We start from the raw sequence: 19,296 nt of genomic DNA, 5'->3' as shown, positions 1-19,296 counted from the left end.
CATCAATCCAACTCTTTCTTACCACTACCCTCCACAATTCCCTTACGTTTTAATACGTAGGGGATTGTTCTAATGATACATCTAAGATCCATTCTTAACGACATATGTTTTACATAATAACCATCTATCTCTGCCTTCATCTCTGTTGATAAATTATCACGTCCATTAATTTGTGCCCATCCAGTTAATCCTGGTAAGATATCATTGGCACCATACTTCTCTCTTTCTTTAATCAAATCAAGTTCATTTATGGCTACGGGCCTAGGACCTACAACACTCATATCACCAACAAGAATGTTCCACAGTTGAGGTAGTTCATCTAAAGATGTTTTACGCAAGCAAGATCCCACCTTGGTAATCCACTGTTCTGGCTTATCCAAGTCTCGAGTCGCCACATATTTTGGCGATTCGACCTTCATAGTTCGAAATTTCAATACATAGAAAGATTTCTTATAAAGTCCAAATCGCTTTTGTTTGAATATTACTGGTCCTTTTGAATCAACCTTTATCGCAATTGCAATTATAATAAACACGGGAAACAGTACTATTATTCCCATTAAAGAAAGTAAAATATCTCCTAATCGTTTTGTTACCCTATACATAAATTACCTCTCAAAGCCAGCTCTCCTTAGAGATTTAAAAGCTATCTCATATTTATGATTTTCAAAAACCAAGCGATTAACATTTCTCGCTTACCCTGTTTTTCTACGGTGTGGAAGTGGAGGACCGATTTCAGTCTCAAATTAAGAAACTTACCTTAAAAACTCTTTTGAAATTTTCATTTCAATTCAATATGATTTGAATCTAGTAACTTCTAAAGAATCTGACTATAGATCTAAAAATCTCCTTACACCTATACTGAACGACCTATTCTTTCCCATAATTCCCATAGCTCCCGTAAGAATTGTATTTGTCTACTGAAGTATCGAATTTATTCAACACAACTCCTAAAAACGGCTTCCCTGTGTGTTCCAACTGTTCCTTCGCTTTTTGAATATCCCGTCGATTTGTTTCGTCTGCTGCTGCAACTAAAATAGAAGCATCGCATTTTCGCGTAATGATAGCCGCATCAATCACGACACCGACAGGAGCCGTATCTACAATGATGTAGTCAAAATATTTCCGCAAGGTTTCAAGCATTGTACTGAAATTCTTACTTTGAAGAAGAGCTGTCGGATTTGGTGACACAGAGCCAGCCTGAATCACAAAGAGATTTTCAATATTGGTATCACAAAGCCCCCGTGAAAGGTCTGTAGTTCCTGATAGAAATTCTGTCAGACCTGTAATTTTATCCCTTGCTTTAAAGACACCTGACATAACAGAATTGCGAATATCTCCATCAATCAGCAGCGTTTTGTAACCTGCACGCGCAAAAGCCCAAGCGATATTGGTGGAAGTCGTTGATTTTCCTTCACCTGGTTTCACAGAAGTGATAGAAAATACTTTCAAATCATCTCCACTTAACTGTAAGTTCGTACACAAAGCGTTATAATATTCCTCTGCTTTTTTTACAAGATCCAATTTTGCCTGTGAGATTTCTAACGTTGGCATAACTTCCTCCTATTTCATTTTATCCAAATCTGGAACGACCCCTAGAAGTGGAATTTGCAGTACATCTTCGACATCTTCAGGACGTTTCACACGGGTATCGAGTAACTCAATCAAAAGAACAGTAATTACTGTTACGACGGCTCCTCCAAGAAAACCAAACAAGGTGTTGCGTCGAACATTTGGAGAAGAAGGAATCGTAGCTGGTCGCGCTTCTTCAAGTGTCGTTACATCAGATACTCGCGTTACAGCGATGATCTTTTCTGCAGCAACTTCTCGTAGAGAATTAGCGATGCGACTGGCTTCCTCTGGCTGTTTATCCTTGACAGAGATTGAGACGATACGAGTGTCAGCTGGTACAGTCACTTGAACTTTGCTGGCTAACGTTTTTGCTGGCATATCCAATTTCAAATTTGTCGCTACCTTTTCCAATACATCCTGCGAAAGGATAATCTCACGGTAGTCTTTTACCAGATAAGATCCTGCCTGCAAATCCTGATTTGTCAACCCCGGCTTGTCTCCTTGATTACGGTTGACTACGTAAATACGTGTGGTGCTCGTATATTCTGGCTTAACAATAAAAGTGCTATATGCAAAAGCTCCCGCACCTGTCACAAGTGCCACTAATAAAATCATTAGCTTGCGTTTCCACAAGGTTTTAAGTAATTGAAATACATCGATTTCTATCGTGTTTTGTTCTTTCATCATTTCTCCTAAATTAGTTGATCCATTATAATTTTTCGAGGATTGTCTATAAAAAGTTCCTGAGCCTTCGCTTCTCCGTATTTTTGGGTAACAAGGTCATATGCTTCTGCCATATGAGGAGGTCTACCGTCTAGATTGTGCATATCACTTGCAATGACATGAACCAAATCCTGCTCTAAAAAATACTGAGCTCTTTTTTTCATGAATTTATAACGTTCGCCAAAAAGTTTGGGTTTGAGGACATGTGAACTATTTACTTGCGTGTAACAGCCCATATCGATCAGTTCTCGAACGCGTTTTTCATTATTTTCAAGAGCATCATAGCGCTCAATGTGGGCAATGACTGGAGTAATTCCCAACATCAAGATCTTGCTCAAGGCACTATGAATATCGCGATAAGGGGTGTTCATACTAAACTCTATCAAGGCATAACGACTATCATTAAGAGTTGGAACCCGCTTTTTTTCCAGCTTATCCAGAACATCTGGTGTGTAGTAAATTTCAGCCCCATAAGCAATGACCAAGTCACTCGCCACTTCCTTAGCTATTTCCCGAACCTGAAGAAAGTTTTCTGCTATCTTCTCTTCTGGAGTTTCAAACATGCCCTTGCGACGATGAGAGGTAGAGACAATGGTTCGCACCCCCTGCCTGTAGGCTTCTATCAAGAGAGACTTGCTTTCCTCTCTTGACTTGGGACCATCATCTACATCAAAGACAATGTGCGAATGAATATCAATCATTTCATCTACCCTCCAACACGTCTTGAATAGCAGTTTTGACAGATGCAAGGCTACTGTCGTCAATTTCCATCATATAGAGGTTACTATCTGGCATCGCATAAGAAGGAAGATCCATCCGTCCCGTACCTTTCAAGTCTTGCGAATTCACTTTGTAAGTTCCACCACTTTCTAACTGAGCATTGACCAAGTTCATCATGGTCTCAAGCGGCATGTTTGTTTGGATAGAATCTTGCAAACTATCAATAATCGTACTATAATTTTTCAGTGCTTCGGTCGACGTTAATTTTTGAAGGATAGCCACAATCACCTTTTGTTGATTGCGCCCGCGGTCACGATCGCCATCTGCTAGGGAGTAGCGCTCGCGAACAAAACCGAGAGCCTGTTCTGAATCAAGATGAACATTGCCTACAGGGAATTGAAACTTCCCGTGTAGAGCTGTAAATTCTTGATCATTATAAACATCTACCCCACCCAACAAATCAATCAATTTCAAAAACGAAGTGAAGTTCAATCGCACATAGTAATTGATATCCACTCCATAGAGATTTTCTAAGGTATGAATGGACGAATCAACTCCATAAATGCCCGCATGGGTCAATTTATCTTTTTGATTATTTCCACCGTCTGCGATTGGTACATAAGCATCACGTGGCGTTGTGGTCAAGAGGATTTTCTTGGTATCTCGATTGACAGTCATCAGGATATTGACGTCTGAACGCGACACTGAACTAATCGGGCCATAGGTATCAATTCCACTAACATAGATATTGAAAGACTGACTCTTTGAAGTTTTAGGAGCTTCTACTTTTTTAGTGAATCCCTTAGTATAAATCTTTTTTATCTTCGATGTGTAATCTGGATATTCTGACTCGATGATATTTTCAAAGACACTATTTAGGACAATGGCCTTGGTGTCACCTGCAATCAAACTCTTGTAAGCCGCCAAGTAAGACGAACTCTGATTGACCGTCAAATCGGTATTCTGACTTGACTTGATATCAGCTAGTAGTTTTTGAATATTTTCATTATCAGTCCCAGTCGGTGCTGTCACACTCGTCAGTTGCGTAACATTTCCAATCTCACTATCTGCTAAAACAGCAACACTGATAGAATATTCTGAGTAATTAGAAGTCGCATTTAAACGATTGGTCAGTCCAACAAACTGCTGTACTGCAAAAAGCGACACAGAGCTTACAAGGATAGAGAGCACCAACAGAAAAATAGTAAATTTTTCAGCTTTTTTATAGATAATCAAGAGCAGCCCTACTAAGGCAACTAGTAGAACTAGCGCAGTTGCCACTAGATTAAGATATCTAAAAGCAAGGATATGGTATTTAAAAATCAAAAACAATAAAAAGCCAGCCAACAATAGATAAATAGCTAACAAGGCTATGTTAACGCTTCGCTTTACTTTCCCCGAGCGAGATCTCTTTGAACGTTTCGCCATGACACTCCCCTATACTATAATAATTAAAGTAATTATATCACAAAAGTAGGACAAATTCCATTCATTCCCACAATTCTCAGCGTTTTCATTCCTTTTTTCTTAGCTATATTTTGAAGTGACCGCTTTCATTATTTAGGACCTTGAGCAAACAAAAATAAGGTCCCTTGCAAGAGACCTTATTTAACTTTTTATTTGATATGATTTTCAAATTCTTTTTGGCTCTTTTCGATAGCCTTTTTACTCTCTTCTTCCCACTTAGTCTTGGCTTCATCAAATTGTTTCTTGGTAACAGGATCTTTTTGCAGTCTCATATACTTGTAGTTATTTCCATCGCCTTTTATTCCCACTAGAGAGTAGGCACGTGTGAATGGAGTTACTTTGGTTACAGAGGCCGTACCACCATTTGACATAGCAGACATGACTAGAGAATTGTCAATCATCCAAGCTTGAGCTTCAGCGTATTTTTCATAACGCTTAGCGACATCTTGATTCTCAGCATCTGCTTCTTTTAGAAGTTTTGTATAGGTATCTAATCCTAGACTCTTGATCAGTTCTTGGTCTTCCTTAGCATCTAGGCCAAAAATCTTGAGATAGAAGCCATCTTCGGCATTGAATGGGTCTAGATAAGTTGACGGATCTTGGTAATCACCAACCCAACCATCGAAGTTTAGGTCGTAGTCACGAGCTGCTGGATTGGGTGCTAGGAAGGCAACATTCCCAAAGTCATCCGTCGAAAGTTGTTGAACATCAATGACGATGTTGTCAGAACCTATTACTGTTTCAAGGGTTTGTTTAACCGAGTTCATACCAGAAACTGCATTTTTATTGGTTTGATCAACTGAGACATCCAAATGAATAGGGAAGGTCACGCCTTGGGCTTCCAATTCTTTTTTAGCTTCCGCAAATTTGGCTTGGGCTTTTTCCTTGTTGAAGTAACCGTCTTGGGCATCCGCCAAGTTGATTCCTGACCATTCTGCTCCGTAGTTCACAAGTTTAGAAGCTGTTACTTCTCCAAAGCTCTTGTCGCCTACCTGCACAAAAGTAGGGGGAACAAGGGTATTTCGAAGGGTCTTACTTGCCGCTTCTTCTCCATTAGATTGGGCAGAGTAGGTCGTACGATCGATAGCAAAGTTAAGCGCCTGACGGAAGTTTTTATTTAAAATCGCTGTTTGCGTTGAGTTCTTTTGTTGATCTGATGTTTTTGCAGTATGGTTATAGGCTTTACGGTTAACGTTAAAATTGAAGTACCAAGAAGTCTTGTCCTGCAAGCTATAAACGATATTGTCTTGGTATTTTTCTTTCGTCTTGGCATAGCTCGAGCTATTTGGATAGACTCCCGCAAGTGAGTAAGCACCACTTTCAAAGTTTCGAATCGTCATCTCTTGATCTGACCCATCAAAATAGGCTAACTTAACTTTTTCAATGGTCACTTTATCATGGTCATAGTAGTGTGAATTCTTCACATATTCGATTGAAGATTTTGATGTGAAATCTTTTAACAGATATGGACCATTATAAAGGATACTGTCTGGCGTCAAGGTCCCAAAATCTTTATCCTTTGATTTCAAGAATTCTTCGTTGACCGGGAAAAGGATACTATTGGTTGTTTTTGAGTTCCAATAAGGTTCTGCCCGTGTCAAAGTGTACTCGACTGTGTAATCATCCAAGGCTTTGACACCGACAGTTGAAAAGTCATTGATCACACCCGTCACATAGTCATTCAATCCCTTGATTGAATTTTGGATCAGATCCATGGCTTGTCCCTTGTTGTCCGCGGCATATTTGATCCCAGTGACAAAATCCTGAGCTTTGACTGAAGCGTATTCCTCACCATCAGCCGTATACCACTTGGCATCTTTTCTAAGCTTGTAGGTATAGGTCAAACCATCTGATGAAACAGACCAATCCTCTGCAAGAGCAGGTACGAGGTTCCCATAGCTGTCATTTTCTAACAAACCATCTACAAGATTGGTAATAACGGCAGTGTTATCTGCATAATAATCTAGGAGATAGTTAAAAGTTGTTGGATTCGCACTAAATGTTGATGAATAAGTGCTAGTATCTGTGTTGGACTGTCCACATGCAGAGAGCAAAATCCCTGTCGCTAAGACAAGACCTGTCCCGATTAGTCTTTTTTTCAGTTTGATCATCATTCACTCCTTTATGTCACTTCTTGTAACATAAACATATTCTATCAAATCCATCCCAAATTGTAAAGTTTATGTTTTTCCAGCAAATGATTAACCTACACTAGCATTGACAGCTCTAGAATAAAATTAGCCACTGAGTGTGTAAAAAATGGAGAGGTAACCTAGTTTGGTTCTCGAGAATCTTTTTGGACTGATGGAAAATAAAATCCAAGACATCCCCCTTTTCAAACCTTCCTAAAAGATAAAATTAAGATTAGCAACATCTTCGATCGCCTAATTCTAATGTAAAACTATAAAAAGTCACCAAACGCTATTCCTTTGATTTCTGTGACTTTTATAAGTTTAAGAAACAGTTCTTCGTCTCTCTGAATATAAAAACAGAGAGGACAGCGACTGTCCTCTCCAAATCTTAACTGACATCAATCCGCTACAATTAACACAGAGCTTGATAGAGTTAGAAATTTATTTTATTTATAATTGTAAGCCCAGTAATAGTCCCCGTTTCCACTAACTACTGCTGCTACAGCTCCTTCTGTCGCATTTGGATCCAAAAGCAATTCTCTCAAACCGCCATTTGCCCATTTCTTGACAACAGTAGCTGCATCTTGGTCACGACGACCAACAAAACCTGAGCTATCGTATTGGCGAGAGATTTGGTTTGCTTTTGGTAGAGCTTGATTTTGATAAATCTCATCTGACCAAGTCAATTCTTTCAAACCTTGTTCTTTACGAATTTCATTGATCCCAGCGAATGCTTCTTTGGCCTTTTCCATATAGTAATAATTCGTATCATCCGTCGCAGCAACGCGGAAGACAAATTTCACATAACCAAATTCTACATCGCGGTATTTTTCTTCATCCACTCCACTCTTGAGGTTGGCGACTAAAACATAATCTCTAGCCCAAGGATCATTTTTGGTTTTCTCAAAGATATCCTCATCTTCAATTTCCCAAGTGACCTTTGCATCCCAACCCGCGTTATCTAAAAACTTAGGATTTAGTTTTTCGATCACATAGTTTTTGAATTCCTCGACATTTTGGAAAGGAAGCGCTTGTCCTGCTTTGGCAGTTTCGACTAAATTAGTCGAATACAATTTCACGCTAGAGTTTTGATCGCTATAGCTATACTCATCATCTACGGGATTTGAGTGCAAGTTCGGATCCAATGCCGGATCTGTTGGATCTGTCATCCCATGCAACTTCCACGCATCCCCCGTCCACTTCCAGTAAGCTGTGTAACCTGTAACTTCGGCGTTTGATTCAACATAGTAATAGTGATTAGTACCATCAAATGCATACTTTGGATCATCCTCCAGGATCTTATCACCTGGTTTTCCTGGCGGAATGACTAATTTGGGTTTACTTCCATCTGGAGCCCATAATAAGTGCTCTAAACCTGGTGCTGGTTTTTCAACATACGGAGGAATCTGATTTTCACTCGGCTCATCTGTTGTTATCAAACCTGGGGTCTCTGGACCAGAGGGATTGGTTGAATTATCTGGTTTCGGTGTAAAAGGATCCAACTCACCATCTGCTCCATTGAATGGTGGATTTTCTGGAAGTTCGATCGTTCCCAAATCAAAAGGAGCATATTCGCCATCCGCTCCTCCGTAAGACGGAGCCTCTGGAAATTCAATAGTGCCTGAATCAAAAGGTTTAAATTCCTCATCAGCTCCATTGAATGGGGGATTCTCTGGAAGCTCCACCGTACCTGGATTTTCTAACTCCAACTCTTTGTTATTATCCGCAGATTTCTTGACAAACACCCAACGACCATTTTGGTAGTAGTAATAATCCCCATTTTCTAATACATAGTAATGGTAGCCATTCTCGTAACGATAGTGGCTATCATTTACTAAGTTGTTAGTTGAAGAATCGTTGTCACGATTGTTTGTCAATGGTTTCCACTCACCATCACGGTAAATATAGTAACTACCATCACTCATACGGTAGTAGTAGCTACCATTCCAGTAGAAATAGCGACCGCTATCTGGCTGTCGGTAGTTGTTTCGATTCCAATAATTATAACTATAATCCCAATCATCAAAATCATAGTCCCAACTATGACGGGAATCCCAACGATTATCCGCATGAACCGTTGGTGTTACAGAAGCTGAAACTGCAACTGCTGTTGCCAGAGCCGCTCCCGCCAAAAGACCATATTTTCTATTCATTTTAAATTAAACCTCCAAAAAAGAACCGTTGGTCATAACGTTCGGAAAACTTTTGTGCACTATTCGTTTTTCGGACTATAAACAAGGAATATATTTTATAAAATATAAATTGGATTTATTGAACACTTTTTTATATTTATTGCGTTCAATAACAATTATAGCACTATCATAATTTAAAATCAAAAAAATAACATAGTTACTATTATTTTTAAAAAACAGTAGTTTTACTTGTTAAAATAAGCATTTTATAGTTTTAAGCCTAAAACTATAAAATGCTAGACGCTCACTTAAAAATTATTTCAAATTCATTTATATTGTATAAATATACTTAAACTGATTTGTTGTATAAATATTAAAGTTCGTTTTTTGAAATTTCTTCTTACCTTGTTTGTAAAACACAAATGAAGAGATAGAATAATCTATAGATGACAGAAACAACTATAATTATTTTCAAAAAGCATCAGTTTAAGTGTTATAACCGTTCAAAAGCTAATTAAAAAAACTTTTATATCCGTGACCTGCTTATCAGTTTTTCATTTCAACTTCAATTGTCATTCAAAAACTCAATGACTTTCATTTTGAATCTGGCTCTCTCCATCTTTCTGAAATCATGTTCTGAGCCATGGAGATCATCAGAAAATTTAAAACAACACATACTATCTGGTGATTCTTGCTTTTTCACTTTCAAAACTGAGAAATTTTTAGCTCATCAGAAATACAATTAAAGTGCCTAGTTTTTCGATGAATAATGTCTCAAAATCATAAAAAGGAAGTACAGACTTTCTGCAACTTCCTTTCTTATACATTATTTAACGTGCTTTTCTAGCTCTTTTTGGTATTTGGCATTTGTTTCAATTTTTTCTTTCTGCCATTTCTTGAGAGCTTCTTCGTATTCTTTTGTAGTCACGACATTCTTTTGCAGCTCCAAACCTTTGAATACAAACGGGTCTCCCTTGATTCCGACTTGAGAGTATGCTTTTGTGAATGGCACAGTACGGCTAACAGTTGGAGAACCACCTGAAGAGGCAACTGGGATCAAGAGCGAGCTATCAGACACCCAGGCTTGAGCTTTAGCATATTTCTCATAACGCTTATTGAGATCGCTTGTTTCAGCTGCGGCATCATCCAAGAGTTTCTTGTATTCGTCTAGACCAACTTGAGCCATCACTTCTGGGTCTTTCCCACGGGTGATACCCAAGTGTTTAAGGGCAGAACCCTTCTTAGCATCAAGAATGTTTAGGTAGGTAGCTGGGTCTTGATAGTCTGGTCCCCAACCAGTTCCATTCAAGTCATAGTCTTTTTGGGATGGAACCTTAGCTTGAGATGTAATGCTCATTTTTTCATTATCGGTCATTTGAAGGACATCGACAATGACATTCTCCGTACCAAGTGTTGATTCGATAGACTGCTTGAGTGAGTTAGTCTGTTGAACGGCAATCACATCGGTCTGTTCAACTGGAACATCCAAACGGATTGGGAAGGTCACACCCTTAGCCTGCAATTCTGCCTTAGCCTTCGCAAAGGCTGCCTTAGCTTTTTCAGGACTGTAAAGCGTATCCTTACCATCAGTAAGGGCTACATCTTTCCACTGGTCCCCGTAAGAAACCAGCTCTGCCTGAGCCAACTCTCCAAAGGTCTTTTCACCTACTTGAACGTAGTCATGAGGCACTAGGCTGTTACGGATAATTTTGTCCGCACCTTCTTCACCATTCAACTGAGCAGTGTAAGAATGACGGTCAAGGGCAAAGTTCAGCGCCTGACGGAAGTTCTTATTAAGAAGAGCTTCTTTTGTTGATGTTTTTTGAGCTTCGTCTGTTTTAGCTGTTTTATTGTAAGACTGGCGGTTTACGTTAACAGTGAGGTAGTAGCTTGTCGCTTCTTGTGGACTGTAGACAATCTTATCGCCGTACTCTTTTTTAGTTGACTCAAAATTTGAGCTTGTTGGGAAGAGACGAGCTGTTGTATAAGCACCCTGCGTAAAACTACGAATCAAAGATTCTTGGTCAGATCCATCGTAGAAAGTTAGTTTAATGTTGTCAATCTTAACATTGTCCTTATCCCAGTAGTTCGGATTCTTTTCATATTCAATGACTGATTTTGAAGTCAATGATTTCAAGAAATAAGGACCGTTATAAAGAATACTTGATGGTGTTGGTGCACCGTAGTCGCTCCCTTTAGAATTCAAGAATTCTTCATTAACTGGAAGCATGGTTGCAGTTGTGACTTTAGAGTTCCAGAAGCTTTCTGGTTTGTTAAGCGTATATTCAACCGTGTAATCGTCAACAGCTTTGACTCCTACAGTAGAAAAGTCATTGCTTTCACCACTAATGTAGGCAGCCAAACCTTTGATAGAATCTTGAAGGAGAGAGAGGCCGTCTGATTTACCGTCAGCTGCGTGTTTCAGACCCGTAACAAAGTCCTGAGCCTTGACTTCAGCATACTCTTCTCCCTCAGAAGTATACCATTTCACACCCTTACGAAGTTTGTAGGTATAGGTCAAGCCATCTTTAGAAACGGACCAGTCTTCTGCAAGCGAAGGAATCAAGTTCCCGTATTTATCGTTTTCCAAGAGGCCATCGACAACGTTGGCTATAACGTCAGAAGTTGAGCTCTTGCTCGTCACGCTGTAGTCCAAAGATGATGGATCTATTGCATAGACATAAGAAAATGTCTTGGGAGCATCAGCCTTTTTTTCACTTTGCCCACAAGCGGTTAACAGAAGTGCTGCACTCAAGACAGCACCTGCTCCTAAGAGCCACTTTTTCGATCTCATAAGTAATCTCCTTAAAGATAGTGTTTTCACCATTATACCCTATTTTTTCATAAAAGCAAGGGCTTTCGGATAATTTTTTAGAAAATTCTAACAAATATTTTTTAAAGATTTTTCTATACAATTTTTAGTAAAAAACCTCAAGCTTTTGAAGCTTGAGGTTCTCTCATTTTAGTCAGTCATTTCCACACAGAAGGCATCCCATGGAGCCAAGGTCTGTTTCTCAACTGCTTCTTTAGCAGTAGTGTTTTCAATCAAGACAAATTTAACTTTTCCTTCTACTGAAAAGTTTTGTTTTTCATTGGACAAGTTAGCCACGACTAGGAAGCGACGGTCACCGTCCTTGCGGATATAGGCAAAGACCTTGTCAGCTGTATCAAGCAATTCAAAATCAGCGCGAATCAGCCAGCTATTTTCCTTACGGATCTGAACCAGTTTCTGATAGGTATAGAAAATAGAATCCGGATTTGCCAGTGCTTCTTGAACATTGATTGCTTGATAGTTTGGATTAACTGCCAACCAAGGTTGACCTGTTGAGAAGCCAGCGTTTTCGTTCTCATCCCATTGCATCGGAGTACGGGCATTGTCACGACCGATGACACGGATGCTGTCCATGATTTCTTCAATCGGAACGCCTTTTTCAAGAGCCTCACGCGCATAGTTGAGGGATTCAATATCTTCTACTTGGTCCAGTGTTTCAAATGGATAGTTGGTCATCCCAATCTCCTCACCTTGGTAAATATAAGGTGTTCCTCTCATGAGATGAAGCAAAATCGCAAAGGCTTTGGCAGATTTTTCGCGGTATTCTTGATCATTTCCCCAGATAGAGACGATACGAGGGAGGTCATGGTTGTTCCAGAAGAGGGAATTCCAACCGTCTTCAACTCCTAACTCTGTCTGCCATTTGTTGAAGATTTCTTTTAACTTACTGATATTCAGCTCTTTTTGATAGTGCCACTTAGGTTGCCCTTCCTGATACTGAAGACAGATGTGTTCAAACTGGAAGACCATAGACAACTCTTGTTCCTTTGGATTAGAGTAAAGCTTGGCAATTTCTGGCGTTGCCCCCCAAGTTTCTCCTACCGTCAAGAGATCTTTATCCCCAAAAGTCGCCTGATTCATTTCCTTGAGATAGGGATGGAGCATAGGACCATTATTAACTACCTTCTCGTCAGGAATCTTGCCAATCATATCAATGACATCCATACGGAAACCACCAATTCCTTTATCAATCCAGAAGTTCATCATCTCATAAATTTTCTGGCGAAGTTTTTCATTCTCCCAGTTGAGATCAGGCTGTTTCTTGCTGAAAAAGTGAAGATAGCATTGACCCGACTTTTCATCGTATTCCCAAGCAGACCCACTAAAGATAGACTCCAAATCATTAGGCTCATCCCGCCAGATATAGTAGTCGCGCTCAGGGCTATCAGGATTTTCACAGGCCTCAACAAACCAAGCATGCTCATCCGAGGTATGATTGACCACCAAGTCCATGATGATACGAATATCACGCTTCTTAGCTTCTGCGATGAGTTGGTCCATGTCCTCCATGTTCCCGAAAATAGCTGCAATCGCTTGATAATCGGCAATATCATAGCCATTATCATCCATCGGACTGTCATAAACGGGAGAAAGCCAAATCGCTGTAATCCCTAGCTTAGCTAGATAGTCTAACTTACTAGTAATTCCTGGCAAATCACCAATCCCATCTCCGTTGCTATCCATAAAACTCTTTGGATAGACTTGATAGACCACGGCATTGTGCCACCATTTTTCTTGCATCTGTTTACCTCATTATTTTAATAATCTATAGTCTATGATAGCGCTTTTTTAAACTTAGTGCAAGCGTTTGCCTAATCTTTTTGATTTCTTTTTTGACTCCGTAGTTTCCTATCTTCCAATTTTTTATTATAATAGAGGTCAGAGGTAAAAAAATGAAAAAACAAGCTTTTAGTTCTGAACAATATTTGAATCTACAGCGCGACCACATTTTGGAGCGCATTAACCAATTTGACGGCAAGCTCTACTTGGAGTTTGGTGGCAAAATGTTAGAAGATTTCCACGCTGCTCGAGTCCTTCCTGGTTATGAGCCTGACAATAAAATCAAGCTCTTGCAAGAATTGAAAGAGCAAGTTGAAGTTGTGATCGCCATTAACGCTAGCAATATCGAGCATTCCAAAGCGCGTGGCGACCTAGGCATTTCTTATGACCAAGAAGTTCTTCGTTTGATTGACAAATTCAATGAGCTGGGAATTTTTGTTGGCTCAGTTGTCATCACACAATACGCAGGACAACCCGCTGCAGATGCCTTCCGAAACCAGCTCAAGAAAAATGGAATTGATTCTTATCTTCATTATCCAATCAAAGGATATCCGACGGATATGGATCACATCATTTCACCTGAAGGAATGGGGAAAAACGACTACATCAAAACCAGTCGCAACTTGATCGTCGTAACCGCTCCTGGACCTGGTTCTGGAAAATTGGCAACTTGTATGTCCAATATGTACCACGACCAAATCAACGGCATCAAGTCTGGTTACGCTAAATTTGAAACCTTCCCTGTCTGGAACCTGCCCCTTCATCATCCAGTCAACTTGGCCTACGAGGCCGCCACAGCAGACCTTGATGATGTCAACATGATTGACCCCTTCCATCTCCAAACCTACGGAGAAACCACTGTCAACTACAACCGTGACATCGAAATTTTCCCAGTGCTCAAACGTATGCTGGAACGCATTCTCGGTGAATCTCCATACGCTTCACCGACAGACATGGGTGTCAACATGGTTGGTTTTGCTATTACAGATAATGAAGCTGCTATCGAAGCTTCTAAACAAGAAATCATTCGCCGTTACTATCAGACTGTACTTGATTTCAAAGCTGAAAAAGTCGGAGAAACTGCTGTCAAGAAGATTGAACTTCTCATGAACGATCTCGGTATCACACCTGCAGACCGCAAGGTTGCTGTTGCTGCACGTCAAAAAGCTGAAGAAACTGGTGGCCCTGCCCTAGCTCTTGAATTGCCATCTGGCGACATTGTCACTGGTAAAAACTCAGAGCTCTTTGGTCCTACAGCTGCTGCCTTGATCAATGCCATCAAAAAATCAGCTGACATCGCTAAGGAAGTGAAACTAATCGAGCCTGAAGTCGTCAAACCAATTCAAGGTCTTAAAATCGATCACCTAGGTAGTCGCAATCCTCGCCTCCATTCAAATGAAATTTTGATTGCACTTGCCATCACAGCTATGGAAAATCCTGATGCTGCGCGCGCAATGAAGGAACTTGGCAACCTCAAAGGAAGCGAAGCCCACTCAACCATCATCTTGACAGACGAAGACAAGAACGTCCTTCGCAAGCTAGGTATCAACGTAACCTTTGACCCTTACTACCAATACGATCGCTTGTATCGGAAGTAATTAAACGAGGCTGGACAAAACTCAATTTGAGGAAAAAGCCAGTAGATATTTACATGATAAAAGATAAAACGCATAATAACAAGTGTTCAAAAGACTTGGTATTATGCGTTTTTATGATTTTTCTATCCTCATTTATTTCAATGAAATTGCCAACTCGACACAGGCTCCTCCTTGGTCTGGATTGAGCAGGGTCAGACGACCAGCATGCAAGAGAGCGACCTGCTTAGAAAAGGCTAAGCCGATTCCATGATGGGGATTAGCCGAATTGCGGCTTTGGTCACTCTGGTAAAAGAGTTGGTCTGCTCCCAGTAGCATCTCCTCCGAAAATGCAGGGCCATTGTTCCAGATAGCAAAAACCAACTGGTCCTGCTGCACTGATACCGTCAGCTTGACTTCCTTTTGATCCTGATTAGCATGTTCAAGAGCATTCAGTAAAATATTAAGCAAAGCGCGCTTGAGATAGTCCAAGTGAATCGACAAAATCAGACTAAGATCACAATCTTCTTGGAGATAAAAACAATAGCTTTCCTGTTTGCTGAAAAGTGCCCAATCGTCCTGTAGAGAAGCCAAAAAGCTCCCCAAGGAAAGCTGACTAAACTGATTAGAATCAATCTGAAAAGTCTTAGCGTAATCAATCAAAGAACCACAATACTCTTCCATCTTGTGACTAGCCTGCAAAATCTCAGCAGCATAGTCTGCCTGAGGCTGGCCCAACTGCGCCAATTCCAAGAGCTCAGCATTCCCCTTAATCACAGTTAGGGGCGTCTTCAAATCGTGCGATGTCGCTGATAACTGTAAAATCAACTCCTGATTATGCCGTTGCTCTTTTTCTAGAAGACGAGCATTTTCTTGGCGGCTGCTCCGTAAATCGCTATAAACTTCTAGCATTTCCTCAATTCGAAAAAGCTGGCTTTGATTTTCTTCTAAAAGCTTCTCGCTCGTTAGCATTTTTATTTCCCTGTCGATTTTTCGGAGCAATTTTAAAATATGATAAAAAGTAATCAGCAGCAAGCTCCCTGCCCAAAAGAACAAGGTGAAAAGGGCATAATCGCTGCCTTGTGTAAATTCATAACCTATAAGCACAAAAATTAAAACATGGAAAAAGACGATTTTTAAACTGGTTGTCCAGACTAGGCTTTTGAAATTTCGGGTTCTAATTGCCATCTATAGCCTACTCCTCTCACTGTTGCGATTGCTTGCAGCCCTTCTTGTTTACATTTTTGACGAATCTGATATACGTATTCTGAGATAGAGCGAAGCTGTGTTTCTGAACTTTCTGGGTAAAGCAAGGTATGCAGGCGTTCAGCTGAAAAGGTCTGCTTGGGATTGCTAGCTAGTAAATGCAGCAACGTAAACTCTCGCTCTGAAAACTTCAAGATTTTACCAAAACAGGCAACTTCATAGCGCTCTGGATAAAATTGACAAGAAGCAATTTCAGAATATCGCTCCTTCCGCCTTTCCTCCCGCCGAAGATGAGCTCTGACACGCGCCAGCAATTCTTTGGTTCCAAAAGGCTTGACAACATAGTCATCTGCTCCGCGAAAGAGCCCTTCCACCTTGTCCGCCTCCAATTCCTTAGCCGTCAGAAAGATGATTGGACACGAAAGATGAGGACGAATGTAGGAACACAACTCAAAACCATTAACAGGCTCCATCATCACATCCAGCAGAATCAAGTCATATCCGACAAAATGCGTCAGCTCTAGGTCTTCTATCCGATCAAGCGTCGTCACATCATAAGCATCGAGCTCTAGGACGTTTTTCACCAGCTTCAAAATGCTCCGGTCATCATCAACTACCAAAATACGATACTGTCTCATATTTTCCATTATAGCATACCTCTAGCGAACATCTCGCTTCAAGGTTAAGAATATAGCAGAGCTCCAAACCAAAGCTAACCATAACAGCTGTATTCCCAGCCCTGATAAATCTATTGAGTGCTGAAGCCCTTCATACTCAAAAAGATTTAGCGTAGCCAGATCAGGCAGGTATTTTGCTTCTTTGATGAAAGTTGCTAATAAACGGCTGAGACCAATCAAGAGAGGAAAGAGCACCGACACCGGCACAACCCAAGATTGAAATAGCAAAGCGAGTCCAGCTGCTAAAAAAGCCAGAAAAAGATTGCTGAGCAGACCAAAAGAACTGTAATAAAGGAATTTCCCCAGCAAGGACCAGCTAAAGTCTAGATCAAAACGAGCCAGCATAACAAAAAAACAGCTGCCTACCATGATACTGTAGAGAACCAAGAGCAGCAAGACCAGAAAAAGGAATTTCCCAGCCAACCAAGCCTTTCTATTTGATACGGTTAGAAAATTCGTTCGTATCCCTGACTGGACAAACTCCTGAGCAAAATAGAGCGAAGTAAAGATGACGATGACAGGCTGCGCCAGATAGAGGGCATGCAAAGCCTCGCTCAGAGCCTTCGTCTGGCCAACTGCTGTCTGACTATAGTCAAGATTCATTAGAAAAAATGGAACAGCTACCAGAGCCACCAAGGCTGCACCAAGAGCGAGATAGTAAGAACGGAACTTAATCCATTCACTTTTAAGCAGAGCTTTTATCATCAGTAGCGCCCTCCTAAATCCGTCTTCAAAAAGCGCAGAGAGGTCATGCCGCCGACGACTAGTAACCATGCGCCTAGTATCAATAGTCCTTGCAAGGGATTGTTGGCATATTGGGAAGTTGGCGTTGCCACAAACAACTCTCCAGCTGGCTGTGGCAGATAAGCTCCCCAACTCGTGTGAGCTGCCAGGTAGTTTCCCAGATTATAGATTTGGGGTACGAGAAAAAGCAGAGGAATTAACATGGTCCGAGCCAATAAACCTAACAAAAATGAAAGGATTCCCAATAAGGTCAGAGATAAGATTTTCCACAAAATCAGACTCCAAGCTGCCTGATTGAGCAGAATCGGATCAAGCCCTTCCTTTCCTAAAGCCATGTGCATGACTATATAACTAAAGTAAATTGATAAAAAGCTACTGGCAAGAGAAAAGCAAGTAAAGGTCATAAGTTTCCCCACAAGCAGCTTCAGGCGGTTATTACAGGACAAGAGGCTGGTTCTCAAGCTATGAGACTGAAATTCCATAGCTCCCAAAATTCCAGCTAAAATGACCAAAACCATGCCCGCCATAGAGGCACCGTTGAGACCCAGATATTCCAGCGGATCAATGGCTTCTGCCAGACCGGGAACCGTCTCAGGTGTGGCATCCAAGCCAATAGACAAATACTGTCGACCCTCCAGCCAGGATACAGCAGGCACCAATAGCAGCATGAAGGCCATACTCACTCTGAAAGCCTTGGTTGAGCAAATTTTCAACCATTCTGAATGCAATAAGGACATCGTTTCTTTCATTTTAAACCTCCTCTGTCAAATCAAAGAAGAGGTCTTCTAGACTGTCTGAATCTTGTAGCACCTCTTCCAATCGTCCCTGCTCAATAATGCGCCCATGATGAATCAAGACGACATCATCTGTCACCATTTGCACCTCTGACAGGATGTGGGAGGATAGAAGTACCGTTTTTCCTAAATCAGCCTGCTGACGAATGAACTTTCTAAACCACTTAATCCCACTTGGATCCAATCCATTGGTCGGCTCATCTAATATAAGAAACTGAGGATCACCCAGCAAAGCTGCGGCCAAACCCAACCGCTGACCTTCCCCCAGAGACAGGCTTGACAAGAGGTCCTTCCTCTTATGAGCAATTCCTGTCATCTCCAAAACCTCGTCGATCCGAGACTTGGGAATAGCATTACTCGCTGCAATAATCCTCAAATGGTCATAAACCTTTCGATTTGGCAAACCGCCAATGCCGTCAAAGGCTGCACCTACCGTTCTGAGCGGATAAGTCATTGACTGATAGGTTTGCCCATCAAAAGTCGCCGTCCCTGCCGTCGCCCGATCTAACCCTAAGAGAATCCTCAAGGTTGAGCTTTTACCAGCACCATTAGGCCCCAGAAAAGCTGTAATCCGCCCGCTTCTAGCTGTAAAAGAAATATCTTTTAAAATCTGCTTGCTTCCATGCTTTTTGCAGACTCCTTCTATTTTCACCATATGTTCCATACTGAACTCCTTTATCTTTATTTCCTCCAGTATATCCAATCTAGTTCAGAATTAGTTCAGAGATTAAGCAGAAATTCTAAAAGTTGATCCCACCTTTCAAAAGTTGCTCTAGCTTCATTAGAAAGAACTCAGTTTTTCTTTTCCTTTACCCCATTCTTTCTTTATAATCCTGAGGGTTTTGTATGGTGACTTTGTTATAACGCTAGTCTCAAAAAGTCATTTATTAAACTCCATCAAGAGCAGGCTTTATGATATAATGAAAGAAGAAAACTGAAAGGATTT

At 40.8% G+C, this 19,296-nt stretch carries 15 protein-coding genes; 1 reads left to right on the top strand and 14 read right to left on the bottom strand.

The window, feature by feature from the left end; all coding sequences use genetic code 11:
* Positions 1-2 precede the first annotated feature (2 nt).
* The 9 genes from B7708_RS04665 to B7708_RS04625 form a co-directional block, all read right to left on the bottom strand.
* A complete protein-coding gene (locus tag B7708_RS04665) occupies positions 3-602 on the bottom strand; it encodes a sugar transferase (RefSeq protein WP_084974099.1) in 600 nt (199 codons plus the stop codon).
* Positions 603-867: 265 nt separating this feature from the next.
* On the bottom strand, positions 868-1,551 hold the full coding sequence (locus tag B7708_RS04660; RefSeq protein WP_084974097.1) for a tyrosine-protein kinase: 684 nt from the start codon (positions 1,549-1,551) through the stop codon (positions 868-870).
* Between the two features lie 9 nt (positions 1,552-1,560).
* Positions 1,561-2,253: a capsular polysaccharide biosynthesis protein CpsC gene (gene cpsC, locus B7708_RS04655; protein ID WP_084974095.1), complete on the bottom strand. Its 693-nt coding sequence runs from the start codon at positions 2,251-2,253 to the stop codon at positions 1,561-1,563.
* A gap of 8 nt (positions 2,254-2,261) precedes the next feature.
* Positions 2,262-2,993 (bottom strand): capsular polysaccharide biosynthesis protein Cps4B, encoded by a 732-nt coding sequence (gene cps4B, locus B7708_RS04650; RefSeq protein WP_084974093.1) that lies wholly within the window; start codon positions 2,991-2,993, stop codon positions 2,262-2,264.
* 1 nt (position 2,994) lies between these two features.
* A complete protein-coding gene (cpsA, locus tag B7708_RS04645) occupies positions 2,995-4,440 on the bottom strand; it encodes an LCP family glycopolymer transferase CpsA (protein WP_084974092.1) in 1,446 nt (481 codons plus the stop codon).
* Positions 4,441-4,628: 188 nt separating this feature from the next.
* Positions 4,629-6,590 (bottom strand): peptide ABC transporter substrate-binding protein, encoded by a 1,962-nt coding sequence (locus B7708_RS04640; protein ID WP_084974090.1) that lies wholly within the window; start codon positions 6,588-6,590, stop codon positions 4,629-4,631.
* A 467-nt stretch (positions 6,591-7,057) separates the two neighbouring features.
* Complete coding sequence (locus B7708_RS04635) at positions 7,058-8,764, bottom strand: CAP domain-containing protein (protein ID WP_084974088.1); 1,707 nt, start codon at positions 8,762-8,764, stop codon at positions 7,058-7,060.
* Positions 8,765-9,569: 805 nt separating this feature from the next.
* Positions 9,570-11,537 (bottom strand): peptide ABC transporter substrate-binding protein, encoded by a 1,968-nt coding sequence (locus B7708_RS04630; protein ID WP_084974086.1) that lies wholly within the window; start codon positions 11,535-11,537, stop codon positions 9,570-9,572.
* A 168-nt stretch (positions 11,538-11,705) separates the two neighbouring features.
* On the bottom strand, positions 11,706-13,316 hold the full coding sequence (locus B7708_RS04625; protein ID WP_084974084.1) for a glycoside hydrolase family 13 protein: 1,611 nt from the start codon (positions 13,314-13,316) through the stop codon (positions 11,706-11,708).
* Positions 13,317-13,468: 152 nt separating this feature from the next.
* On the opposite strand from B7708_RS04625, the gene B7708_RS04620 reads away from it, so the two are divergent.
* Complete coding sequence (locus B7708_RS04620; RefSeq protein ID WP_084974082.1) at positions 13,469-14,953, top strand: DUF1846 domain-containing protein; 1,485 nt, start codon at positions 13,469-13,471, stop codon at positions 14,951-14,953.
* Positions 14,954-15,085: 132 nt separating this feature from the next.
* Here B7708_RS04620 and B7708_RS04615 read toward each other — a convergent pair whose 3' ends face one another.
* The 5 genes from B7708_RS04615 to B7708_RS04595 are packed head-to-tail and all read right to left on the bottom strand — an operon-like array spanning position 15,086 to position 19,014.
* Positions 15,086-16,117 (bottom strand): sensor histidine kinase, encoded by a 1,032-nt coding sequence (locus tag B7708_RS04615; protein ID WP_084974080.1) that lies wholly within the window; start codon positions 16,115-16,117, stop codon positions 15,086-15,088.
* Complete coding sequence (locus tag B7708_RS04610; RefSeq protein WP_084974078.1) at positions 16,084-16,782, bottom strand: response regulator transcription factor; 699 nt, start codon at positions 16,780-16,782, stop codon at positions 16,084-16,086. Before B7708_RS04610 ends, B7708_RS04615 begins: the two co-directional genes overlap by 34 nt.
* A 12-nt stretch (positions 16,783-16,794) precedes the next feature.
* Positions 16,795-17,517, bottom strand: coding sequence for a lantibiotic ABC transporter permease (locus tag B7708_RS04605; protein ID WP_084974076.1), 723 nt, complete (start codon positions 17,515-17,517; stop codon positions 16,795-16,797).
* Entirely contained in the window at positions 17,517-18,305 is a 789-nt protein-coding gene (locus B7708_RS04600; RefSeq protein ID WP_084974074.1) for a lantibiotic ABC transporter permease, read from the bottom strand. Before B7708_RS04600 ends, B7708_RS04605 begins: the two co-directional genes overlap by 1 nt.
* Before the next feature lies 1 nt (position 18,306).
* Complete coding sequence (locus B7708_RS04595; protein WP_061423412.1) at positions 18,307-19,014, bottom strand: ABC transporter ATP-binding protein; 708 nt, start codon at positions 19,012-19,014, stop codon at positions 18,307-18,309.
* Positions 19,015-19,296: the final 282 nt, after the last annotated feature.

The organism is Streptococcus oralis subsp. dentisani (assembly GCF_002096615.1).
Lineage (GTDB): Bacteria > Bacillota > Bacilli > Lactobacillales > Streptococcaceae > Streptococcus > Streptococcus oralis_U.
This window is presented reverse-complemented; position numbering and strand designations above follow the sequence as displayed.